This window comes from Caballeronia sp. INML3B, assembly GCF_023631305.1.
GTDB lineage: Bacteria > Pseudomonadota > Gammaproteobacteria > Burkholderiales > Burkholderiaceae > Caballeronia > Caballeronia turbans.
This window is the reverse complement of record NZ_JALQDI010000003.1, coordinates 123,771-146,583: the sequence shown is the minus strand read 5'-3', so window position 1 is coordinate 146,583 and position 22,813 is coordinate 123,771. Positions and strand designations below refer to the sequence as shown.

At 63.5% G+C, this 22,813-nt stretch carries 23 protein-coding genes and 1 tRNA gene; 13 read left to right on the top strand and 11 right to left on the bottom strand.

Annotated features, from left to right (window positions below):
• Positions 1-43: 43 nt before the first annotated feature.
• Both NCS58_RS03885 and NCS58_RS03880 read left to right on the top strand, forming a co-directional pair.
• On the top strand, positions 44-1,204 hold the full coding sequence (locus NCS58_RS03885) for an ABC transporter substrate-binding protein (protein WP_061118779.1): 1,161 nt from the start codon (positions 44-46) through the stop codon (positions 1,202-1,204).
• Positions 1,205-1,318: 114 nt separating this feature from the next.
• Positions 1,319-1,403: transfer RNA gene (locus tag NCS58_RS03880), tRNA-Leu, on the top strand.
• A 260-nt stretch (positions 1,404-1,663) separates the two neighbouring features.
• Here NCS58_RS03880 and NCS58_RS03875 read toward each other — a convergent pair.
• Positions 1,664-1,996: a hypothetical protein gene (locus NCS58_RS03875; RefSeq protein ID WP_250537903.1), complete on the bottom strand. Its 333-nt coding sequence runs from the start codon at positions 1,994-1,996 to the stop codon at positions 1,664-1,666.
• A 323-nt stretch (positions 1,997-2,319) separates the two neighbouring features.
• Between NCS58_RS03875 and NCS58_RS03870 the strand changes: the two genes are divergently transcribed.
• From NCS58_RS03870 to NCS58_RS03855, 4 genes are all read left to right on the top strand, one after another.
• Positions 2,320-3,915 carry a hypothetical protein gene (locus NCS58_RS03870; RefSeq protein WP_250537902.1) on the top strand — a complete coding sequence of 532 codons (1,596 nt, stop codon included), beginning with the start codon at positions 2,320-2,322 and terminating at the stop codon, positions 3,913-3,915.
• Positions 3,916-4,024: 109 nt separating this feature from the next.
• Positions 4,025-5,122 (top strand): TIGR03118 family protein, encoded by a 1,098-nt coding sequence (locus tag NCS58_RS03865; RefSeq protein ID WP_250537900.1) that lies wholly within the window; start codon positions 4,025-4,027, stop codon positions 5,120-5,122.
• Positions 5,123-5,314: 192 nt separating this feature from the next.
• Positions 5,315-6,037: a pseudouridine synthase gene (locus tag NCS58_RS03860; protein ID WP_250476393.1), complete on the top strand. Its 723-nt coding sequence runs from the start codon at positions 5,315-5,317 to the stop codon at positions 6,035-6,037.
• Positions 6,038-6,256: 219 nt separating this feature from the next.
• A complete protein-coding gene (locus NCS58_RS03855; RefSeq protein WP_250537898.1) occupies positions 6,257-6,433 on the top strand; it encodes a hypothetical protein in 177 nt (58 codons plus the stop codon).
• Here the strand turns inward: NCS58_RS03855 and NCS58_RS03850 are convergent.
• Positions 6,430-7,443, bottom strand: a complete 1,014-nt coding sequence (locus NCS58_RS03850; protein WP_250537897.1) for an NAD-dependent epimerase/dehydratase family protein — start codon at positions 7,441-7,443, stop codon at positions 6,430-6,432. The genes NCS58_RS03855 and NCS58_RS03850 overlap by 4 nt on opposite strands.
• Before the next feature lie 85 nt (positions 7,444-7,528).
• On the opposite strand from NCS58_RS03850, the gene NCS58_RS03845 reads away from it, so the two are divergent.
• From NCS58_RS03845 to NCS58_RS03835, 3 genes are all read left to right on the top strand, one after another.
• Complete coding sequence (locus NCS58_RS03845) at positions 7,529-8,560, top strand: CDP-6-deoxy-delta-3,4-glucoseen reductase (RefSeq protein ID WP_061118774.1); 1,032 nt, start codon at positions 7,529-7,531, stop codon at positions 8,558-8,560.
• A gap of 276 nt (positions 8,561-8,836) precedes the next feature.
• Positions 8,837-10,021: an acetylornithine transaminase gene (locus NCS58_RS03840; protein WP_250537896.1), complete on the top strand. Its 1,185-nt coding sequence runs from the start codon at positions 8,837-8,839 to the stop codon at positions 10,019-10,021.
• Positions 10,018-10,440 carry a GNAT family acetyltransferase gene (locus NCS58_RS03835; protein ID WP_250537894.1) on the top strand — a complete coding sequence of 141 codons (423 nt, stop codon included), beginning with the start codon at positions 10,018-10,020 and terminating at the stop codon, positions 10,438-10,440. Before NCS58_RS03840 ends, NCS58_RS03835 begins: the two co-directional genes overlap by 4 nt.
• Before the next feature lie 45 nt (positions 10,441-10,485).
• Here NCS58_RS03835 and NCS58_RS03830 read toward each other — a convergent pair whose 3' ends face one another.
• The 7 genes from NCS58_RS03830 to NCS58_RS03800 all read right to left on the bottom strand — a co-directional run bounded on the left by NCS58_RS03830 (position 10,486) and on the right by NCS58_RS03800 (position 17,403).
• Positions 10,486-11,190, bottom strand: a complete 705-nt coding sequence (locus NCS58_RS03830) for an ABC transporter ATP-binding protein (protein ID WP_409219255.1) — start codon at positions 11,188-11,190, stop codon at positions 10,486-10,488.
• Positions 11,191-11,208: 18 nt separating this feature from the next.
• Positions 11,209-11,985, bottom strand: a complete 777-nt coding sequence (locus NCS58_RS03825) for an ABC transporter ATP-binding protein (RefSeq protein ID WP_035497906.1) — start codon at positions 11,983-11,985, stop codon at positions 11,209-11,211.
• Between the two features lie 16 nt (positions 11,986-12,001).
• Positions 12,002-13,171 (bottom strand): ABC transporter permease subunit, encoded by a 1,170-nt coding sequence (locus tag NCS58_RS03820; RefSeq protein WP_250476387.1) that lies wholly within the window; start codon positions 13,169-13,171, stop codon positions 12,002-12,004.
• A 24-nt stretch (positions 13,172-13,195) separates the two neighbouring features.
• Complete coding sequence (locus NCS58_RS03815; RefSeq protein WP_061118769.1) at positions 13,196-14,146, bottom strand: branched-chain amino acid ABC transporter permease; 951 nt, start codon at positions 14,144-14,146, stop codon at positions 13,196-13,198.
• Between the two features lie 212 nt (positions 14,147-14,358).
• Positions 14,359-15,585, bottom strand: a complete 1,227-nt coding sequence (locus NCS58_RS03810; RefSeq protein ID WP_061118768.1) for a branched-chain amino acid ABC transporter substrate-binding protein — start codon at positions 15,583-15,585, stop codon at positions 14,359-14,361.
• A gap of 397 nt (positions 15,586-15,982) precedes the next feature.
• On the bottom strand, positions 15,983-16,945 hold the full coding sequence (ispH, locus tag NCS58_RS03805; RefSeq protein WP_061118767.1) for a 4-hydroxy-3-methylbut-2-enyl diphosphate reductase: 963 nt from the start codon (positions 16,943-16,945) through the stop codon (positions 15,983-15,985).
• 2 nt (positions 16,946-16,947) lie between these two features.
• Positions 16,948-17,403 (bottom strand): peptidylprolyl isomerase, encoded by a 456-nt coding sequence (locus NCS58_RS03800; protein WP_250476386.1) that lies wholly within the window; start codon positions 17,401-17,403, stop codon positions 16,948-16,950.
• Between the two features lie 204 nt (positions 17,404-17,607).
• On the opposite strand from NCS58_RS03800, the gene radC reads away from it, so the two are divergent.
• The 4 genes from radC to nadB all read left to right on the top strand — a co-directional run bounded on the left by radC (position 17,608) and on the right by nadB (position 20,811).
• On the top strand, positions 17,608-18,354 hold the full coding sequence (radC, locus tag NCS58_RS03795) for a RadC family protein (RefSeq protein ID WP_409219254.1): 747 nt from the start codon (positions 17,608-17,610) through the stop codon (positions 18,352-18,354).
• A gap of 258 nt (positions 18,355-18,612) precedes the next feature.
• Positions 18,613-18,846 carry a 50S ribosomal protein L28 gene (gene rpmB, locus NCS58_RS03790; RefSeq protein ID WP_008351171.1) on the top strand — a complete coding sequence of 78 codons (234 nt, stop codon included), beginning with the start codon at positions 18,613-18,615 and terminating at the stop codon, positions 18,844-18,846.
• A gap of 11 nt (positions 18,847-18,857) precedes the next feature.
• The gene (gene rpmG / locus NCS58_RS03785) at positions 18,858-19,025 is read left to right on the top strand and encodes a 50S ribosomal protein L33 (RefSeq protein ID WP_006478046.1); all 168 of its coding nucleotides are present in this window, start codon (positions 18,858-18,860) and stop codon (positions 19,023-19,025) included.
• A 187-nt stretch (positions 19,026-19,212) separates the two neighbouring features.
• Entirely contained in the window at positions 19,213-20,811 is a 1,599-nt protein-coding gene (gene nadB / locus NCS58_RS03780; RefSeq protein ID WP_250537893.1) for an L-aspartate oxidase, read from the top strand.
• Here nadB and nadC read toward each other — a convergent pair.
• Both nadC and nadA read right to left on the bottom strand, forming a co-directional pair.
• A complete protein-coding gene (nadC, locus tag NCS58_RS03775; protein ID WP_250537892.1) occupies positions 20,808-21,680 on the bottom strand; it encodes a carboxylating nicotinate-nucleotide diphosphorylase in 873 nt (290 codons plus the stop codon). The genes nadB and nadC overlap by 4 nt on opposite strands.
• The gene (gene nadA / locus NCS58_RS03770) at positions 21,680-22,807 is read right to left on the bottom strand and encodes a quinolinate synthase NadA (RefSeq protein WP_250537891.1); all 1,128 of its coding nucleotides are present in this window, start codon (positions 22,805-22,807) and stop codon (positions 21,680-21,682) included. Before nadA ends, nadC begins: the two co-directional genes overlap by 1 nt.
• Positions 22,808-22,813: the final 6 nt, after the last annotated feature.

The following is a 22,813-nucleotide window of genomic DNA, read 5'->3' as shown; positions in this document are numbered from 1 at the left end:
CGCACGCTGCCTCAAAAAATTCCCTCCCTTGGAGACCTTTCCGATGATGCTGTCGAAGTTCACGCGCCGGCTTGCCGCCGGCGTCGTCTTGTCCGTAATCGCGGCGGCCGCGCACGCCCAACTGAAAGTCGGCATCGACCTGTCGAGCACCGGCCCCGCCGCCGCGATCGGCATCACGAGCAAGAATGCGATGCTGATGTGGCCGAAAACCATCGCCGGGCAGAACGCGGAGTACATCATTCTGGACGACGGCTCGGACCCGGGCGCGGCCGTGCGCAACATCCGCAAGCTCATCAGCGAGGATCATGTCGACGTGATCGTCGGGCCGAACATCACGCCTGCCGCCCTTGCCGCGCTCGATCCCGTCGCCGAATCGGAAACGCCGATGATTACGCTGATCGGCTCGGCTTCGGTCGTGGAACCGCAGGAAGGCAAGAAGGTGTGGGCATTCAAGATGGCGCAGACCGACCGCGCGATGGCCGACGTGATGACGCGATACATGGCCAATCACGGCGTGAAGACGGTCGGTTTCATCGGTTTCGCGGACAGCTACGGCGATAGCTGGCTCAACGAGTTCACCAAGTTCGCCGATCTCCGGCATATCAAGATTGTCGCGAGCGAGCGCTTCAACCGGACCGATGCGAGCGTCACCGGCCAGATTCTGAAGCTCATGTCCGCGAAGCCGGACGCGGTGCTGATCGCGGGCGCGGGCACGCCCACGGTGCTGCCTCAGCGCACGCTCGTCGAGCGCGGCTACAAGGGCGCGATCTATCAGACGCATGGCATAGCGACGCCCGAGTTCATCAAGCTCGGCGGCAAGGATGTCGAAGGCACGCTGTTTCCGACGCAGCCGGTCGTCGTCGCCCGGACGCTGCCGGCGGATCATCCGTCGAAAAAGGCCGCGCTCGCGTTCGTGAACGCCTACGAGGAAAAATACGGCAAGGGCACAGTCACGCAATTCGCGGGCGATGCGGCCGGCGTCTATCCGCGTCTGCAGGATGCGGTGGCGCGCGCGCTTCACACGGCCAAGCCGGGCACGAAGGAGTTTCGCGTCGCGCTGCGCTCGGAACTGGAGCACGCGCATGAGCTCGTCGTGCCGAACGGCGTCGTGAATACGAGCGCGACGGATCACGTCGGTCTGGATCAGCGCGCGAGCGTGATGGGCGTGATCACGAACGGTGCGTTCACGTATCTCGCTCAGTAATTTCCCAGCTTGGGAACACGCCGCCGATGCTGCTTGCCGGCGGCGACGTTTTCGGTCATAATCGCCGACTCGATTGGCTCGTTGCTGGCGACGTGTTGCTACGAGTCGATCAAGGCCCAGGTGGTGAAATTGGTAGACGCAGGGGACTCAAAATCCCCCGCCGCAAGGCGTGCCGGTTCGATTCCGGCCCTGGGCACCAGAATTCATGCAAAAGCCGCTCCGAAGTGAGCGGCTTTTTTGCGTTTGGGGCGGACGTGTTCCTGTTCCTATACGTACTTCAAGATCACGCCGCAATGACGTATCCGCGTCGGCCTCGTTGTTACTCGACGCCCGAGCGCCCTTCCGCCTCCTTGACGAAATTGCGAAACAGCCAGTCGACCACGACCGGTACGCCAAATCTCGCGAACGCGCACGCAACCACGACCGGCCAATATTCCCGGAAAAATCCCAAAACGAAGTTCACCACCTCGCCACCCTAGCCTTGCTTTCATTCAACGCAACTGAAAATAGGTAGTAGACCAAAGAATCCCACAGCGGATGAAACGGCAAGATCTCTCTGACCTCTTCACTAAACGAAGCCACGAGCAAGTGTATCCATGGAAGCACGCCAATCAGAGAGGCGAACATTCGCAGATACGCGATAAATATCGCCTGACCGATTCGTTGCGTGGACATCCAGAACTCGCCGCGCATCTCCCCCGCAGCACGGCCAGCGCAAACGATCTCGCCCATGAACAGCGGCAGTCCGACGATCAACTGCCGCGCCGTCGCGTCGAAGCCGTTCGATCGCATTGTCATCATCCTTTTCGTACCTGATGACACACAATTTCGCCCGCGCAAACATTTGCGGGAAGTCGTCCGGATGGCTATCTCGTGTCCAGACGTCGAAACCGTTTCTCTCCAACGTCACGATTCGCGAATGTGCGCAATCGCGTAGACGCACCTCACCGCGCGCCGTAAAAATACCTTCCATCGGCATTCGGAATCCCGCCGCGGGGAACATCACGGGATGCTCGCTCGCGCAGCGCGCCCGCATTTCGGGTTGCTTAGGACTATCTCGATGTCGTAACCCGCTCGCGCGATGCGTCGAGCCATAACTCGAAGAAGGGTGCGACATGAATCGACCTGAATACTCGCTGTCGCTCGACTCCGTCATCTGCCAGCGCTGCAACACCGTTTCGCCAGCCGAAGAAGAGACTTGCCCATCCTGCGGCGCCGATCGTCAGGGCGCGATTTTCACGAGCCGCACGGAAACCCGCGGGAGCGTGCCGGTGCCCGCGCAACTCGACATCGTCGATTGGGATGACAGCCACTGGCTGCAGCGCCTCGTGCGCCGCAGGATGTTGACGTCGTATCCGAACTTCATCGAACCCGGCGATTTGCAGGAGCAGCGGCGCAAGTCCGCACACACGGCCATCGCCGTGCTGGTCGGCGGAGTGGTCGCGAGCATCGCGGTCGGCGCGTACTTTTATGCACGTCTGGACGACAACGCACCACCGCCGAGCGACGACCCCGGCATCAGCGTGGCTGGCTCGGTTCACGACCGCGCATCCGCCGCGCCTGGCGCCAACACTGCGCGACAGGCATCGCTGATGCGCTCCAAAGCGGACTCGACGAACGCGCAGGCCGTCACGCCCGCGTCATCGGCAAATCACGCGCGCGAAGAGCACGTGTCCGTCTCGCCAGGCGCTCCCGCGGCGGCGCATGCGACCACGGAAACCACGTCGGTCGCACCTCGCGTAGAACCTCGTGTGGCCGTCGCGAGCATGCCGGCATCGGTCAGTACGGTTGCCGCCGCCGCGCCTGCGAAGCCGCCGGTGCCCGCCGCGCCCGCCGCGCCCGCCGCACCCACGGCTCACGCCACGGCGAGCCCACCGTCGCCCGGCATCGCTCCAACGACTGCCGTAGCGTCGGCGAAGCCCGCCACCACGAACGCGACGACCAGCTCAGCCGCTGCGGCGGGGGCGTCGGTCGCTGCCGCTGCGCCGCCGATCAAACCATTGACGCCGGTCGTCGCATCGACACAGAAACCGGACCCGCATGCCAGCACGACGCTGAGCGCAGCTATTCCCATCCCGGCAAAACCGTCGGCGCAAGCGCCCGCGCAAGCCACACCGGTCGCGCGCACGGCCGAGCCGCCTCGAAGTATCCCGGCGATCGCATCTGCCGAAAAACCCGCTGCACGCCCGGCTCAGCCCGCTGCGGAGCCGCTGCCCGCGGCCGTCGCGCGAAGCATCGCGGCGCTCCAGCAAGCGCTCGCCGCCCGCGATCTCACCGCCGCGCGCCGTCACATGCGCGGCCTCTATGCAAGTGAGCCGCGCAGTCCGGAAATACAGCAGATCGCGGCCGAATTGTCGCGTCAGGAACGCGCACGCGACAGCGCAATGGCGAGCGCCCGCACGTGCGCCGCGAACATGGACCCGGCGTGCGCGTTGCGCAATGCGCGCCGCGCGGTGGCGCTCGACCCGCGCAACGGACAGACGCAGGCGACCCTGCGTCGTGCGCTCGCCGTGCAAAACGAGACCAATACCGAATACTTCCGGCAAGCCAGCGGCATACCGAAGCCGATCGTCCCGACGATGACCTTCGACGGCCGCTGGAGCGCGGGCAATCGGCATCCCGCGATGTCGGCCGATGACGACGATTCGCGCTACACGCCCTTCGGCCTCGGCGTGCCCGTGGTATCGAAGGGACGCAATGACGCGCACTGATGCACATCGACACAACCACACGGATTGCGAACGGAATAAGCCGCGAGGCACATCCGTTTAGAGGTGACGAACATACTGACGGCGGACCGCTGCCGAAGGAGTCACCATCATGCAAACCGGATTGTGGAGCCGCTTCGTCGTCTGCGCCGCCGCGGTCATGACCTTGACGGGCCTCGCCTCGTGCGGCGGCGGCTCGAACGACAACATGCCGGCGGCGACACGCTTCAAGATGTCGATCGTCGTATCCGATGGCGCCGTGCCCGCGCCGCACACGGACCCGAACCTGAGAAACGGCTGGGGCGTCGCGTTCAATCCGAACGGCTTCGTGTGGGTCGCCAACAACGGCACGCAGACGGCCACGCTGTATGACGGCAACGGCGTCGTGCAATCGCTGGTCGTCTCCATTCCCGCGACCGCGGCGGGTCCGGCCAATCCGACCGGAATCGTCTTCAACAAAGGACCGGACCTCACGCTCGCGCGCAACGGCAAGTCGGGCGTCGCCGCATTCATTTTCGCGGGCGAAGGCGGCTCGATCACCGCGTGGGCGCCCGCGGTCGACATGACGCACGCCTTCACCGCCGTCGATTCGAGCGCGTCGGGCGCGATCTACAAGGGACTTGCGATCGCCACCACGGCGGCGGGCGGGCACCGCCTCTATGCCACGGACTTCCATAACAACAAGATCGACGTTTTCGACGGCACGTTCACGAAGATCGTCGTGCCCGGCAACTTCGCGGACACGCAGATTCCGGCAGGCTTCGCGCCCTTCGGCATCCAGGCGATCGGCTCGAAGATCTTCGTCACCTACGCGAAGCAGGACAGCGACGCCGAGGACGACGTGCAGGGCGCGGGCCTGGGCTTCGTCGACGTGTTCGACATCGACGGCAATCTGATGCAACGCTTCGCGGCGAACGGGCCGCTGAATGCGCCGTGGGGCGTCGCGCAGGCCCCGGGCAACTTCGGCACCTTCAGCAACGACATCCTCGTCGGCAATTTCGGCGACGGCACGATCAATGCGTTCGATCCGGTGAGCGGCGCGTTCGTCGGCCAGTTCATGAACACGGACGGCACGCCGCTCGTGCAGCACGGCTTGTGGGGCATCGCGTTCGGCAACAATCTGAACGCGCAGCCCTCGAACACGCTCTTTTTCGCCGCCGGCCCGAACGACGAAGCCGACGGCGTGTACGGGCGCATCGACATGCAATGAAGCGCGCACCGCGTTTGCCTGGGCGATGATGCCGGCCCCGGACGCCCCTTCGTCCGAGTGCGCATCGCCACGCTCGGCGCCGCCCGTGGTTCGGGCGGCGCTCTTTTTTGTCGCCGATGCGAAACGCGCCCGGGCAAGCGCGGGACCGAACGCGCGGCTTGCTAGAATGCGCGCTTCAACTCCGCTCATCCGATGGACCTCGAAACCCTCCTTTTCTCCCAAGGCTTCGGGTCGCGCCGCCAGTGCCGCGGCATCGTCGCCGAAGGCCGCGTGCGCATCGCGGGTATCGTGCGCGACGATCCGCACGCCGATCTTCCCGTCACGGCCGGTCTCGAATTCGAAGTCGACGATCATCTCTGGCCGTATCGCGAGAAGGCATACATCGCGCTGAACAAGCCGGCGGGCTACGAATGCTCGCGCGATCCGCAGCATCATCTGAGCGTGTTTCATCTGCTGCCGCCGCAGTTCGTCGCACGCGGCGTGCAGCCGGTCGGCCGGCTAGATCAGGACACCACGGGCCTGCTCCTTCTCTCCGATGACGGCGCGTTCGTTCACGCGTTCACCTCGCCCAAACGAAAGGTGCCGAAGGTCTATCTCGCGACCGTGCGTCATCCGCTCGACGATGCACAGCTCGCGAGGCTCTGCGAAGGCGTGCTGCTGCACGGCGAGCCGAAACCGAGCGCCGCGCTCGCGGCCCGACAACGCGACGAGAGGCTGCTCGAACTCACCGTGCTCGAGGGCAAATATCATCAGGTGAAGCGCATGGTTGCGGCAGCCGGGAACCGTGTGGAGAAGCTGCATCGCGAGCAAGTCGGCGGTTATGTTTTGCCTGACACGCTTGCCGAAGGCGAATGGCGCTGGCTCGATGACGCCGATCTCGCCGCGCTGCGTCGCCAGCCGGATATGACGCCGTAGCTTCGCTTCATCGTTCGATTCGCCGGCGCGTTGCGCGCGCACGACCACTCAGCCGAGCTCAAAACCTGCGCGGGCCACGGCCAGATGGTCGAATTGAGCATGCAAATCGGTAAAAGCCCTCAGTGGCGGGCGCTGCAGCGCAGCATGCCTTCCGCTCTCCGCACTCATATACTGGTCTAACGGATACCAAAACGACTATCAGAAAAGCAGGAGGGCATCATGGTCTCCCACTCGACCGCCGCGCTAATTGCGTTCGTCGCGCTGTGCGCTGTCCTCATCGGGGTGCTGGGCATCGTCATGCATGTGCGCCACAAGTATTCGCCGAATCTCATCGGCGCATTGATTGGCGCGCTGATGTGCTTCGTCCTGCTCGAAACGATTCCCGCATTGATCTAGCGCCGCACGGCTGCATTCAGGAAATCATCGACGGTCGGATGGCGTAGCACATAACCCAGTTCGCGCTTCAGTCGCGCGTTGGAGAGCCGCCGCGACTCGCGCATGAACGAGAGCGTCATCGGTTCCAGGCGCGTTTCCGCTTCCTCGCGCGAAATACGCGGCACGCGGGACAGGCCGTACGCGTCGGCCACGCGGTCGAAGTAATCCGCCATTCGAAGATCGGTGTCATCCGAGGCGTTGATGACGCGCTGCGGCCGGCCGCGCGCGAGCGCGCGTAACAGGATCGCCGCGAGATCATCGGCATGAATGTGATTCGTGTAGACGTCATCGGATTCGACGAGCGCGGGCATGCCCTTTTCGATGCGCGCAACCGGCAAGCGATTGGCCGCATAAATGCCCGGGATCCGCACGATCGACACACGCCACCCGCTTTCCACGCCCGCCGCGCGCAACTGCCGCTCCGCCGACACGCGCCGCCGCGCGCGCTCGTTCCCCGGCCGCGCGGGCCGCGTTTCGTCGATCCACGCGCCGGCGCAGTCGCCATAGACGCCGGTCGTGCTCGCGTATGCGAAGCGCGTGCGCGCTCCGGTCCGTCGCCGGGTAGCTGCGCGAAGGCCGTCGGGTACAATGAAAGCCGTTTTTCCGGCGCGATCCGGATGCAGCCAGTGAGTCTTAGCGCCGCGCGCCACAGACCGGCGCGGGCTGCGCAACGCGGCAATCAGCGCGCGCGTGCGGCGGTCCGAATCGCCGTCACGCTGCGGCGGCGCGAGATGCAGCACGTTGCGTGCGAGCCCCGCGAGCCTCCCGAGGCTGCGGCGCACATCGAGATCACCGGAAATCGGCGTCGCGCCGGCCGCGCGCAGTTCGCCGGCGCGCTCGGGATGATGCGTGAGCGCGATGACGCGGGGCGCGCCGGCGCGCGCCTGCAGAAGCGGCAACGCGCGCATGCCGACATCGCCGCACCCGACGATCAGGACACGCGCGCGGCGAAGGTTTCGAGTGGCGATCATCCGGGCATTCTATCCGTCGCCTGAAACCGGCGTGCGGCGTCGAAAAGACGAACGAGACAACTCCACACATCGCAGAAATCGATCTATGGCTTTCAACGTAACGCTCCGGCAAAGCGGCCGGCAGTTTCAAGTAGAACCCGACGAGCCGGTGCTGACCGCCGCGCTGCGCCAGGGCATCGGCCTGCCTTACGGCTGCAAGAACGGCGCGTGCGGCTCCTGCAAGGGCGCCGTCGTGAGCGGTGAAGTCGAGCAGGCGCCGCATTCGTCATCGGCCTTGTCGAACGACGAAAAGACGCGCGGCATGGCCCTCTTCTGCTGCGCGACCGCGCAGACCGACCTCGAAATCGACGTGCGCGAAGTCGCGGGCGTCGGCGACGTTCAGGTGAAGAAGCTGCCGTGCCGTGTGAACGCGCTCGAACGCAAGGCCGACGACGTCATCGAACTGAAGCTGCAATTGCCCGCCAACGAGCGCCTGCAGTATTACGCGGGCCAGTACATCGAGTTCATCCTGAAGGACGGCAAGCGCCGCAGCTACTCGATGGCGAGCCCGCCGCATCACGAAGGCCCGCTCGAGCTGCACATCCGCCACATGCCGGGCGGCACGTTCACGGATCACGTATTCGGCGCGATGAAGGAGCGCGACATCCTGCGCTTCGAAGGCCCGCTCGGCACGTTCTTTTTGCGCGACGAATCCGAGAAGCCGATCGTGCTGCTCGCGTCGGGCACAGGTTTCGCGCCGATCAAGGCGATCATCGAGCATGCGGTATTCAAGAACCTGAATCGCCCGATGACACTCTACTGGGGCGGCCGCCGCAAGAAGGACCTCTACATGATGGATCTCGCCGCGCAATGGGCGAAGGAGATCCCGAACTTCAAGTTCGTGCCCGTGCTCTCCGAGCCCGACGCAAACGACAACTGGACGGGCCGCACGGGCTTCGTTCATCGCGCTGTCATCGAAGACCTGCCAGACTTGAGCAGCTATCAGGTGTATGCATGCGGCGCGCCGGTGATGGTGGAATCCGCGCAGCGCGATTTCACGCAGCATCATCGCCTGCCGGAGGACGAGTTCTACGCGGATTCGTTCACGAGCGCGGCGGATCTCGCGCATCCGGTCTGAAGCCGCATGAAGCCCGCACGCGGACAAAAAATCCGCGTGCACGGTTTACAGGCAGCAACCGCTTAACGTATCCTTCGCGAATGATCAAAATCCTGAACGCACTTCGACGTCGCCGCTCGCCGCTTCCATAGGGATGCCGCTGGCTCGTCAAGCATTTGCGCTCACGGTTCGGTTTGTTCGAAGCGTACGAAATGAAGCCACGGAACTCCGTGGCTTTTGTTTTTTCGGCATCGTTTTCCTCCTTTTCTCGCACTCGCCTTCGTGGAGCCCGCTGTCATGAATTTCAATGAGTACCCCGTTGATTCGCTGATGTACATCACGAACCGCCCCGAGATCGTGTTCACGCGCGGCAAAGGTTCATGGCTCTACGACAACACGGGCAAGCGCTATCTCGACTTCATCCAGGGCTGGGCCGTCAACTCGCTCGGTCACTGCAACGAAGGCATGATCGAGGCGATGGAAAAGCAGGCCCGCACGCTGATCAATCCCTCGCCGGCGTTCTACAACGCGCCGATGGCGCAACTCGCAGGTCTGCTCACCGCGAACAGCTGCTTCGACAAGGTGTTCTTCGCCAACAGCGGCGCCGAAGCGAACGAAGGCGCAATCAAGCTCGCACGCAAGTGGGGCAGGAAGTTCAAGAACGGCGCGTTCGAGATCATCACGTTCGATCACAGCTTCCACGGCCGCACGATCGCGACGATGTCCGCGAGCGGCAAGGCCGGTTGGGACACGATTTACGCGCCGCAGGTGCCGGGCTTCCCGAAGGCCGATCTGAACGACATCGCTTCGGTCGAGAAGCTCATCAACGAGAAGACCGTCGGCGTGATGCTCGAGCCCATCCAGGGCGAAGGCGGCGTGATTCCCGCGACGCGCGAGTTCATGCAGCAGCTGCGCGAGCTGACGAAGAAGCACAACATCCTCCTGATCGTCGATGAAGTACAGAGCGGCTGCGGCCGCGCGGGGACGTTGTTCGCGTACGAGCTGTCGGGCATCGAGCCTGACATCATGACGCTCGGCAAGGGCATCGGCGGCGGCGTGCCGCTCGCGGCGCTGCTGTCGAAGGCCGATGTCGCGTGCTTCGATGCAGGCGATCAGGGCGGCACCTACAACGGCAATCCGCTGATGACGGCGGCCGGTTACTCGGTGATCTCGCAACTCGTAGCTCCTGGCTTCCTCGAAGGCGTACGCGAGAAAGGCGCATATCTGAGGCAGGAGCTGCTGAAACTCTCCGACGAACGCGGCTTCAAGGGCGAGCGCGGCGAAGGCCTCTTGCGCGCGCTGCTGCTCGACAGCGACAAGGGTCCGCAGATCGTCGAGAAGGCGCGTCTGATGCAGCCCGACGGCTTGCTGCTCAATGCCGCGCGTCGGAACCTGCTGCGCTTCATGCCGGCGCTCAACGTAACGAAGGACGAGATCGATCAGATGATGACGATGCTGCGTTCGGTGCTCGATTCGCTGTGATCATCCGTGCGTTCGATGCAGGCGATCGCGCAGCCGTAATCGCCCTGTGGCGTGACGTGTTTCCGGAGTACGCGGATACATCGCGGCCGCAGCGCGATCCCGCTTTGTCGATCGCCAACAAGATGAAGACGCAGCCGGAGCTGTTCTTCGTCGGCGCGCTCGATGGCGAGGTGATCGGCACGGTGATGGCCGGCTATGACGGTCATCGCGGCTGGGTGTATTCGCTGGCCGTCACGCCGTCGCTTCGTGGACGCGGGTATGGCAGCGCGTTGATGAGGCACGCGGAAGGCGTGTTGAAGAAGCTCGGCTGTCCGAAGGTGAATCTGCAGATTCTGTCGGTCAAGACGGAGTTGCGCGGGTTCTATGAGAAGCTCGGATATCGTATCGATGAAGTCGTGAGTCTCGGCAAGCGACTATGAAAAAGGCCGGCTGCAAGAGCCGGCCTTTCATCGACAGCAAGACGCTTACTCGCCCAGATAAGCCGCGCGAACCTTCGGATCGTCGAGCATGACCTTGGCGTCGCCGGACATCGTCACCGTGCCCGAATCCATCACGTAGCCGCGATTCGCCGCCTGCAACGCGAGACGCGCGTTCTGCTCCACGAGCAACACCGTCAGACCTTCCGCCGAGATCTCGCGCACCACTTCGAAGATCTTCTCGACCATGATCGGCGAGAGGCCCATCGACGGTTCGTCGAGCAGCAGCAGCTTCGGCCGCGAGAGCAGCGCACGCGCCATGGCGAGCATCTGCTGCTCACCGCCCGACAACGTGCCCGCATACTGCGACGCGCGTTCCTTCAGACGCGGAAAGAAGCCGAACATGCGCTCGGTGTCCTTCTGGATGCCGTCCGAATCGTTGCGCAGATACGCGCCCATCTGCATGTTTTCGAGAATCGACATGCGCGCGAAGATGCCGCGGCCTTCCGGCACCATCGCGAGGCCGCGCTTGAGCAGTTCGTGCGTCGGCACGCCCTTGATCGACTGGCCCATGTACTCGATATCGCCGCCCGAGTACGGCTTGAGACCCGTGATCGCCTTCATCGTCGTGGTCTTGCCCGCGCCGTTCGCGCCGATCAGCGTGACCAGTTCGCCCTGCCCGACTTCCAGATCGACACCCTTCACCGCCTGGATGCCGCCGTAGTTCACCTGCAGACCCTTGACCTTCAACATTGCGCTTGTGGTCGCCATTTAGTGCACCCCCGCACCCAGATATGCCTCGATCACCTTCGGGTCCTTCTGCACGTCCTGCGGCAGACCTTCGGCGATCACCTTGCCGTAATCGAGCACCGTCATGCGGTTGCACAATCCCATCACGAGTTTCACGTCGTGTTCGATCAACAGAATCGTCTTGCCGTCCGAGCGGATCTTGTCGAGCAGACGCGTGAGTTCGACCTTTTCCGTCGCGTTCATGCCGGCGGCGGGTTCATCGAGCGCGAGCAGCTTCGGATCGGTCGCGAGCGCGCGTGCGATCTCGAGACGCCGCTGGTGACCGTACGACAGATTGCGCGACGTGTAATCCGCGTACTGGAGCACGCCGACGTATTCGAGCAGTTCGAGCGCGCGCTCCTTGATCTCGCGCTCTTCACGGCGCTCGGCGGGCGTCTGGAACACCGCGCCGATCAGACCGTGCTTCGTGCGCACGTGACGGCCGACCATCACGTTTTCCAGCGCGGTCATGCCGCCGAACAGGCGAATGTTCTGGAACGTGCGCGCGATGCCCGCCTTCGCCACCTGATACACGGCCGTTGGCGTATAAGCCTGGCCGTCGAGCTTGAATTCGCCCGAGTCCGGCGTATAGAGGCCGGTGATCACGTTGAAGAACGTCGTCTTGCCAGCGCCGTTCGGGCCGATCAGGCCGTAGATCGTGCCTTCTTCGATCTGAAGGCCCACGTCCGACAAAGCCTGCAAGCCGCCGAAGCGCTTGTTGACGCCTTTGACGGAAAGTCGTGTTTGCTTTTCGCTCATGTTCTGAATCTCCGCCTTATGCACGCGCCGGCTTCTTGCCGCCGCGCTTCGCGATCTTCGCGATCTTGTCTTCGTGTTTCGCGGCGGGCCACAGGCCTTCCGAGCGATACAGCATGATCAGCACCATCGCCAGACCGTACAGGAGCTGACGGATGACTTCGGTATCGACGATCTGATGACCGAAGATGGCGTTTTGCAGCGGGCCCATCGTGGAGCGCAGGAATTCGGGGAACACGGCGAGCAGCACCGCGCCGAGAATCACGCCCGGAATATGGCCCATGCCGCCCAGCACCACGCACGCCAGCACGACGATCGATTCCCAGAACGTGAACGATTCCGGCGATACGAAGCCCTGGAACGCGCCGAACATCGCGCCGGACAGACCGCCGAACGACGCGCCCATCGCGAACGCGAGCAGCTTGACGTTACGGGTGTTGATGCCCATCGCCTTCGCGGCGATTTCGTCTTCGCGGATCGCGGCCCATGCGCGGCCGATGCGCGAATGCTGCAGACGCGTACACACCCAGATCACGAAGAGCGCGCACAGCACGAACAGGTAGTAGTACATGTACACCGACGGGAACTTCATGCCGAACAACTCGTGCGTCTGCGACAGGTTGAAGCCCGCCACCGTCACCGGATCGATGCCCGTAATGCCCTTCGGCCCGTTCGTGATGTTCACCGGACGATCGAGGTTGTTCATGAAGATCCGGACGATTTCCCCGAAGCCCAAGGTCACGATCGCGAGGTAGTCGCCGCGCAGGCGCAGGGTCGGTGCGCCGAGCAGCACGCCGAAGGTGGCCGCGAGCGCCATCGCGATCGGCACGATGATGAGAAACGGCACATGCAATCCGCCGGGCGCGAGATGCGCGATCCATTCGAATTGCGTCGTCAGTTGCGGCGACGACAGCAGCGCGGCAACGTAAGCGCCCACCGCGTAGAACGCGATGTAGCCCAGGTCGAGCAGGCCGGCGAAGCCGACCACCACGTTGAGACCCAGCGCGAGCATCACGTAGAGCATCGCGAAGTCGAGCACGCGGACCCAGTAGTTGCCGCCTGCTGCGCCGATCACCATAGGCGCGGCGATGACCAAGATGGCGGTGATGACGCCGACGACGAGCGTCTTTGTCGTGTTCTTCTCGGGGATGAGCGTCGTGGACGGCTCGATAGGTTGAATCGAAGTCATTTTTATGAGCTCCTCACACGGTCTTTAAGCGCGGTCCGCGACGCGTTCGCCGAGCAGACCCGACGGACGGAACACGAGCACGATGATCAGCACGACGAAGGCGAACACGTCCTGGTAGTTGGAACCGAAGACGCCGCCCGTCAGATTGCCGATGTAGCCAGCGCCCAGCTGTTCGATGAGTCCGAGGAGCACGCCGCCGACCATCGCGCCGCCGAGGTTGCCGATACCGCCCAGCACCGCCGCCGTGAACGCCTTCAGGCCGGGAATGAAGCCCATGTAGAAGTGCGCGTTGCCGTATTCCGACGCGATCATCACGCCGGCCAAGGCAGCTAACGCCGAGCCGATCATGAAGGTCGCGGAAATCACGAAGTTCGGGTTGACGCCCATGAGGGACGCGACGCCCGGGTTCTCGGCAATGGCGCGCATTGCGCGGCCGAGCTTGGTCTTGTGCACGAGAAGGAGCAGTCCGCCCATCACGAGGAACGCGACGACGATGATCACGATTTCGGTCATCGAGATCACGGCGCCCGGACGGGTTTCGTCGGCGGCGATCACGTTGATCGGGTCGGTCGGCAGGAGCTGCGGGAACGCCAGCGGATTACGGCCCCAGATCATCATCGCGATGGTCTGCAAGAGGATCGACACGCCGATCGCGGTGATCAGCGGCGCGAGACGCGGCGCCTTGCGCAGCGGCCGGTACGCGACTTTTTCGATCGTGTAGCCGACGAGCGCGCAGACGACCGCGGCGATCACGAGCGCGATCGTGAGCATGATCGGCCCGGGCAAACCTGGAGCGTGATTCTGCATGACGCCGATGGCCGAGAGCGCAACCATCGCGCCCACCATCAGCACGTCGCCGTGCGCGAAGTTGATGATGCCGAGAATGCCGTACACCATCGTGTAACCCAACGCGATGATGGCGTAGACGCTGCCAAGCACCAGACCGTTGAGGATCTGCTGGATGAAAATATCCATTTAAAGCTCCTTAGCCCCGTGCGATTCGATAACGCCTTTATGACCGGCCGATAAACCGGTGTGAAGCGAAATCTGAAGCGGCACTGCGCGTACTTTTAAAAAACCGGTAAGGGTTGAGCGCCGATCGTCCGCCCGCCGCCGGATGAGGCTGCGAACGTTTCACGGACGGATACGAAAACGGCGCCGCCGGATAGCTGGCACCGCCAGACTGCCTACTGCTTGACGACGTCGAGTACGTCCTTCTTCTTATCCTTGAAGTCGTACAGCGTGATGGTCCCCGCCTTCAGATCACCCTTGTCGTCGAAAGCGATATGCCCCGTCAGACCGTTGTAGTCGGTCGTGGCAATCGCAGCGAGCACTTTGGGCGCTTCGGTGGAGTTCGCACGCTTCATTGCATCGACGATCACGTACATCGCGTCATACGTGAACGGCGCGTAAATCTGCACCGGCGTGTGGAAGCGCGCTTCGTACTTCTTCTCGAAGTCCGCTCCCTTGTCCATCTTCGAAAGCGCGGGTCCCGCCTCCGAGCAGATGATGTTTTGCACGGCGTCGCCCGCGAGCTCGGCTACCTTGTCGGTGCAGACGCCGTCGCCCGCGAGGATCTTCGCCTTGATGCCGAGCGCCGCCGCTTCCTTGGCGAACGGGCCGCCCGTCACGTCCATGCCGCCGTACATCACGACGTCCGGCTGAATGCGCCTGATCTTCGTCAGAATCGCCTTGAAATCGCGGGCTTTCTCGGTCGTCGCCTCGCGCGCGGCGATCTTCACGCCGCCGGCCTGCGCCGATTTCGCGAACTCGTCGGCCAATCCCCGGCCATAGGCGCTCGCATCGTCCACCACGACGACCTTCTTCGCATGCAGCGTCTTCATCGCGTAGCCGGCCAGCACGGGGCCCTGCAGCGCGTCGGTCGCCACGACGCGAAACGTCGTCTTGTAACCTTGCTTCGTGTACTCCGGGTTCGTCGTCGACGGAGAGATCTGGGCGATGCCCGCATCGCTGTAGATTTTCGACGCCGGGATCGATACACCCGAGTTCATGTGACCGATCACCGCGATCACGTGGTCGTCGACGAGCTTCTGGGCGGCTTCCGTGCCGACGCGCGGATCGGCCGCATCATCCTGGCCGTCGAGCACGAGACGGATGGAATGTCCGTCGATCGTCAAACCCTGGGCGCTGATCTCTTCCAGTGCGAGACGCGCGCCGTTTTCATTGTCTTTACCGAGGTGGGCCTGCAGGCCCGTCAAGGGCGCGACATGACCGATCCTGACGACGGTTGCCTCACTCGCCGGCGCAGGCGCGGGCGAGGACGCAGCGGACACTGCGGCGGAACTTGCCGCCGGCGCTGCCGTGCTCGCCCCGCCTTCGTCCTTCTTGCCGCATGCGCTTGCCATTGCAACCGCAGCCGCGATGGACACGGCGTGAGCAAACTTGAATCGCATCAAATAGGTCTCCTGCGCCTCTAAAAACTGTCGTCGTGAACCCTTCTGGCCTCAAGACGCGCGCATTGTAACGCTAAATATGAGACGAGCAATATTCTTGCGTGGCGGGGTTTTCCAGCATTGCAACCCTCATTTTCAGCCGATTTTCCGGCAGAAGCGCAACCGGGTTGCGATCCGTTTTTGTGCAGTAGTTGCACCATAACGAAAACAGGTTTAATCGGCCGAATGTCGAGGGCTACGTCTGGTTATCGGATTTACGGGAAAACCCTTGAGTTATTCAGGAGAAAATGTCGCTACAGCGCGCGCCCCGTTGCGGTGCTCAGTTTTAGCCCTGCGCGCTTGCTTCTCCGGGCGAAAAAAAAGCGCCCGGAGGCGCTTCTTCATAACTCTTCCTGATTTACTGCGGCAGCGACAGTCCGCGTGGCAACGGAAACGAGATCGTCTCCTCAATGCCTTCGAGCGAGCGCACGTTGCGCACACCGAGTTCGCGCAAGCGTGCGATCACGGCCTGAGCCAGCACCTCCGGCGCCGATGCGCCCGCCGTCACGCCGATACGCTTTCTGCCCTCGATCCAGCGCGGATCGATCTGCGTCGGCGAATCCACCATATAGGCGGGAATGCCGCGCTTCTCGGCGACTTCGCGCAAGCGGCTCGAATTCGAGCTGTTCGGGCTGCCGACGACGATCACGACATCGCACTGGGGCGCCAGGAACTTGACCGCATCCTGGCGGTTCTGCGTCGCATAGCAGATGTCCTGCTTCTTCGGTTCCCTGACGTCCGGGTATTTCGTCTTGAGCGCGTCGATGATCGCAGAGGCGTCGTCGACCGAAAGCGTCGTCTGCGTGACATACGCAATGCGCAGCGGGTCGGGCAGATCGAGCTTCTGCACATCCTCGATATCCTCGACGAGATGCATGCCCTCGCCCGACTGCCCCATCGTGCCTTCGACTTCCGGATGGCCCTTGTGACCGATCATCACGATGTCGAAGCCCTCCTGACGCATCTTCGCGACTTCCATGTGCACCTTGGTCACGAGCGGGCAAGTTGCGTCGAACACGCGCAGGCCGCGCGCCTCCGCCTCGCCGCGCACCGCCTTCGAGACGCCGTGCGCGCTGAAGATCAGCGTGGCGCCTTCCGGCACATCGGACAGTTCTTCGATGAAGATCGCGCCCTTCTTGCGCAAATCCGCGACGACATAGGCGTTATGGACGATCTCATGACGCACGTAGATGGGCGCGCCGAAGAGCTTGATCGCGCGCTCGACGATTTCAATCGCGCGATCGACGCCTGCACAAAACCCGCGCGGCTGCGCGAGCAGGATTTCGACGTCGGTCTGAACTTCGTTGAGGCTTTCAATCATGGTTACAGAATTCCGATGATTTTCACTTCGAAGACGAGCGCCTGGCCCGCGAGCGGGTGGTTGAAGTCGAACAGCGCCGCGGTCTCGCCGACTTCCTTCAGCACGCCCGCGTAGCGCCCGCCGGCCGGCGCGTTGAATTCGACGAGATCGCCGGGGGAAAAATCCTCGCCGATCATGCTGTTTTCGCGCAGCGTCGCGAGCGACACCCACTGGACCAGTTCCGGATTGCGCGGCCCGAACGCCTGATCGGGCGTTAGCTGAAAGGTCGAGTGGTGGCCGACCTTCAGGCCCAGCAAAATCTCTTCCAACGGCTCCGCGAGCTGGCCTGCGCCGAGCAGGAGCGTCGCGGGCTTGTCCGTGAACGTGTTGACGATGTCAGCACCGTCGGCGAGCGCGAGCCGGTAGTGAAGCGTGACGTGCGAACCGGGTTTCACCTCGGAGATATCGATGATGCTCATGAGTATTGGATGTGGCCGTTCGTTTGAAGGCAGGGCGCGGGCCCGGCATGGGGCGGATCTTCCGCGCGAGGCAGCGAACCGCGCGGCGCCGGTGCGAACCGGACGCCAAAACCGCTATTGTAAGACAGAGTTGTGTCGTGACGCGTCACGCGGCGGTGTCCTGCGTGCGCTCGGCCGCGCGACAAGACGTCCCGGAGGGCCGCGATGAGCGCCGATCTGCGGCTCGTGAAGCCGCCCGCGGCACCCGACGAAAACATCGCGACGATTGCGCCCTTCATGTCGATCCGCAAGTGGGCGCGCGCCGACCGTCCGCGCGAACGCCTGCTCGATAGCGGCCCGGCGTCGCTGTCGGACGCGGAACTGTTCGCATTGTTCCTGCGCACCGGGGTGTCCGGCGTGACGGCAGTCGATGTGGCGCGCCAGCTTCTGCGGCGCTTCGGATCGCTGCGCGGCGTGCTGGACGCGTCGGCCACGGAATTGCGCGAGCAGCATGGCATCGGGCCGGCTCGCGCGGCGACGCTGCTCGCCGTGTCCGAACTGTGCCGGCGCGCGCTCGCGGAAAAAGCACGCGACCGCGAACTCCTGAACGCGCCGGGCGCGGTCGAGGACTATCTGCGGCTGTTGATCGGCACGCGGCCTTACGAAGTGTTCATCTGCCTGTATCTCGACGCGCGTCATCAGTTGCTGCTCGCCGAGGAGTCCGCGCGCGGCTCGCTCACGCGCGTCGCGGTCTATCCGCGCGAGATCGTTCGGCGCGCGCTCACTTTGAACGCGGCGGGGCTCATCGTCGCGCATAATCACCCGTCGGACGGCGTCGAGCCGAGCGCGAACGACCGGCGGCTGACCAAGACGCTGCAGGACGCCTTGACGCTCATCGATGTGCGGCTGCTCGATCACATCGTCGTGGCCGCGAACGAGGTGTTCTCCTTCGCGCGGCACGGTTGGCTGTGAACGAAAGGGCCATAAATGGTTTGATATTTCAGCGTTTTTCCTGTTACAATCCGCGTTTGCTTTTCTCAACCCGCCTGTTCTGAGTAAAGTGTGAACTGCGGTGTGAACCGCAAGGTGCGCTGAGCGCAGCCCTCATTGGCATAACCGTGCTGCCAAGTCCCCGATCGGCAAATTGGGCGATAAGAGGCATCGAACGGAAGCGAGTGCTTTCGTTTCGAGCGTTCGACTCAGACTTAACGTGTATTTAGGAGTGTCCTCATGGCACGCGTATGCCAAGTAACTGGGAAAGGCCCGATGTCGGGCAACAACGTTTCCCACGCAAACAACAAGACCAAGCGTCGTTTCCTGCCGAACCTGCAGAACCGCCGTTTCTTCGTTGAAAGTGAAAATCGCTGGGTCCGTCTGCGCGTTTCGAACGCCGGCCTGCGCCTGATCGACAAGAACGGTATTGACGCCGTGCTCGCAGACCTGCGCGCACGCGGTGAAATCTAAGGAGCACGCAAATGGCCAAGGGCGCACGCGACAAGATCAAGCTGGAATCGACCGCAGGCACGGGTCACTTCTACACGACGACCAAGAACAAGCGCAACATGCCGGAAAAGATGGCGATCAAGAAGTTCGATCCCGTCGTCCGCAAGCACGTTGAGTACAAGGAAACCAAGATCAAGTAACCCCTTGATTCGAGATTCCTGAACGAAGACAGCAAAAAGCCCCGCAAATGCGGGGCTTTTTGTTTTATGGCGCGCGCTTTCTCACGCGCTTTACACACGACCGTGCGGGGGTTTTCGCTGTCACTGAATGTTCATGCGGGTTATGCTTTCCGGCTATCGACGAGAACACGGACGGAGAACCGGCAGCATGAATTTCGATGTAGCGATCGTAGGGAGCGGACTCGCAGGTTTGAGCGTCGCGCTGAATCTGGCTGAGACGCGTCGCGTCGCGATCCTCGCAAAGCGCGGCGCGAGCGTCGGCGCGAGCGACTGGGCACAGGGCGGCATCGCGGCCGTACTGGATTCCGCCGACAGCGTCGACAACCACGTCGAGGATACGCTCGTAGCCGGCGGCGGCCTGTGCGACGAAGCCGCGACGCGCTTCATCGTCGAAAACGGGCGCGCGGCGATCGAATGGCTCATAGATGAAGGCGTGCCCTTCACGCGCGACCTCTCAGCCGAACTCGGCTTTCATCTGACGCGGGAAGGCGGTCATAGTCACCGCCGGATCATCCACGCGGCGGACGCGACCGGCCACGCGGTCGTCACGACGCTCGGCGAACGTGTGCGCAACCATCCCAACATTACCGTTCTCGAAGATCATTACGCGATCGATCTGATCACGTCGGATCGTCTCGGGCTGCCCGGCCATCGCTGCCACGGACTTTACGCGCTCGATCTGAATACCGGCCGGACTGTCACCATTCAGGCGCCGCACACCGTCCTCGCGACGGGCGGCGCGGGCAAAGTCTATCTCTACACGACGAACCCCGACACCGCGACCGGCGACGGTATCGCAATGGCGTGGCGCGCGGGCTGCCGCGTCGCGAACATGGAATTCATCCAGTTCCATCCGACGTGCCTTTTTCACCCCTACGCGAAGTCGTTCCTCATCTCCGAGGCGGTGCGCGGCGAAGGCGGCCTCCTCCGCCTGCCCGATGGCACGCGCTTCATGCCCGCGCACGACGAGCGCGCCGAACTCGCGCCGCGGGATATCGTCGCGCGTGCGATCGATTTCGAAATCAAGAAGCGCGGCATCGACTGCGTGTATCTCGATATCAGCCACCAGCCGCGCGCGTTTCTCGAAGAGCACTTTCCGACGATCCTCGCGCGCTGCCGCGAATTCGGCATCGATATCGCGAAGGAGCCGATTCCGGTCGTGCCCGCCGCGCATTACACGTGCGGCGGCGTCGTCACCGATCTCGCGGGGCGCACGGATCGTCTCGGGCTGTATGCGGTCGGCGAGACGTCGTGCACGGGTCTGCACGGCGCGAACCGGCTCGCGAGTAATTCCCTGCTCGAGTGCCTCGTGATCGGTCGCGCGGCCGCGCAGGCGATCGAAGCTGACGGATTCTCCAACGGCTGTCACGCGGAATTGCCCGACTGGGACGAAAGCCGCGTGTCCGATCCGGACGAGGAAGTCGTCGTCGCGCATAACTGGGATGAACTGCGACGCCTGATGTGGAACTACGTCGGCATCGTGCGCACGGACAAGCGCCTCGCGCGCGCGCAACATCGGCTTGCCATGCTGCGCGACGAGATCCACGAGTATTACGCGAACTTCAAGGTGAGCCGCGATCTGCTGGAATTGCGCAATCTCGTTGATGTGGCGTCGCTGATCGTCGAAAGCGCGTGCTCCCGGCGCGAGAGCCGCGGCTTGCACTACAGCCGCGACTGGCCCGAGACTTTACCGAAGGCGCTGCCGACCGTGCTGATGCCGCCGGTCGCCCGCCGCACGAGTATTTAGAGCAGGCGCATCGAAAAATCGGTCGCGCGCACGTCCTTCGTGAGCGCGCCGATCGAGATGCGATCGACGCCGGCTTCCGCGATCGCGCGAACCGTGTCGAAGTTCACGCCGCCGGACACTTCGAGCAACGCGCGGCCCGCGGTGATGCGCACGGCTTCGCGCATCATGTCCAGCGTGAAGTTGTCGAGCAGAATCGATTCGGCCCGGTGCGCCAGCGCCGTTTCGAGTTGCTCGAGTGTTTCCACTTCGATTTGAATCGGCACGCCCGCGTTCAGCGCGAGCGCCGCGTCCATCGCCGCGCCCACGCCGCCAGCGGCCGCGATGTGGTTTTCCTTGATCAAAATGCCGTCGTAGAGCGCGAGGCGCTGGTTCGCGCCGCCTCCCACGCGCACCGCATACTTCTGCGCGAGCCGCAGGCCCGGCAACGTCTTGCGCGTATCGAGGATGCGCGCGCGCGTGCCTTCGATCGCCTCGACGTACCGGCGCGTCGCGGTCGCGACGCCCGACAGCAATTGCAGAAAATTGAGACCGTTGCGCTCCGCCGTCAGCAGCGAGCGCGCGGGACCGTTCAGCAGCACGACGGGCGAATTCGCCGTCATGCGATCGCCTTCGCGATACTGCCATTCGACTTCGATCGACGGATCGACGCGACGCATCACTTCATCGAACCACGGCACGCCGCACAACACCGCTTCCTCGCGCACGATGATGCGCGCGGTGCGTCGCGCGTCCGCGGGCACGAGACGGCCGGTGTGATCGCCGGCGCCGACGTCTTCGTCGAGCGCATCGACGACATTGCGCGCGAGCGCCGTGTCAAACGCTTCGCCGTATTGGGCGCGGACTTCGTCAAAAACGGGCGAAAAAGCCATCACGCCGCTCCCACATTCGTGAACAGGGACGTATCTTTCGCCAGATCGCCGCTCGCTTGCACGCGCTGCTTATGACGCGCGGCGAAGTCGAGCATGCGGTCGATCGGCACGCGCGCGCGCAATCCGATAGCCGGATCGACGTGGATCTCGTTGTGACCGCGTTCCAGGACATCGGCGAGGTTTGCCAGGCCGTTCATCGCCATCCACGGGCAGTGCGCGCAGCTCTTGCAGGTCGCGCTGTTGCCGGCGGTCGGCGCTTCGATGAACGTCTTGCCCGGCGCGGCCAGCCGCATCTTGTGCAGGATGCCGAGATCCGTCGCGACGATGAAGCGCTTCGCGTCGAGCTTCACGGCGGCGTCGATCAATTGCGTGGTCGAGCCGACGACATCCGCAAGCGCCACGACGCCTTCCGGCGATTCCGGATGCACGAGGATCTTCGCGTCGGGGTATTCATTACGCAGCAGGTCGAGCTCGATACCTTTGAACTCGTCATGGACGAGACACGAGCCTTGCCACAACAGCATGTCCGCGCCGGTCTTCTTCTGGATGTAACTGCCGAGGTGACGGTCTGGCGCCCACAGGATTTTTTGGCCGCGCGCGTGAAGATCGCCGACGATTTCGAGCCCGATCGACGACGTCACCATCCAGTCCGCACGCGCCTTCACGGCCGCACTCGTGTTCGCATACACAACGACCGTTCGATCGGGATGCGCGTCGCAGAGGGCGGAAAACTCGTCGGCGGGGCAGCCGAGATCGAGCGAGCAAGTCGCGTCGAGATCGGGCATCAGCACGCGTTTGCCCGGGCTGAGGATCTTGGCGGTCTCGCCCATGAAGCGCACTCCCGCGACGACCAGCGTCTTCGCTGCATGGTCACGCCCGAAGCGCGCCATTTCGAGCGAATCGGCGACGCAGCCGCCGGTTTCGTCGGCGAGTTCCTGCAGTTCGGCATCGACATAATAATGCGCGACCAGAACCGCCTCTTCCCGCCGCAGCAGCGCGCGAATGCGTTCCTTCAGCTCGCGCCGCTTTTCGGCCGATGGTGCGTCCGGCACTCGCGCCCACGCCTCGCCCACCCCACACGTCAGGCCTTGCGGCCGGTCGTACTCGACGCTTCTGATCGCTTCCATGTCTCC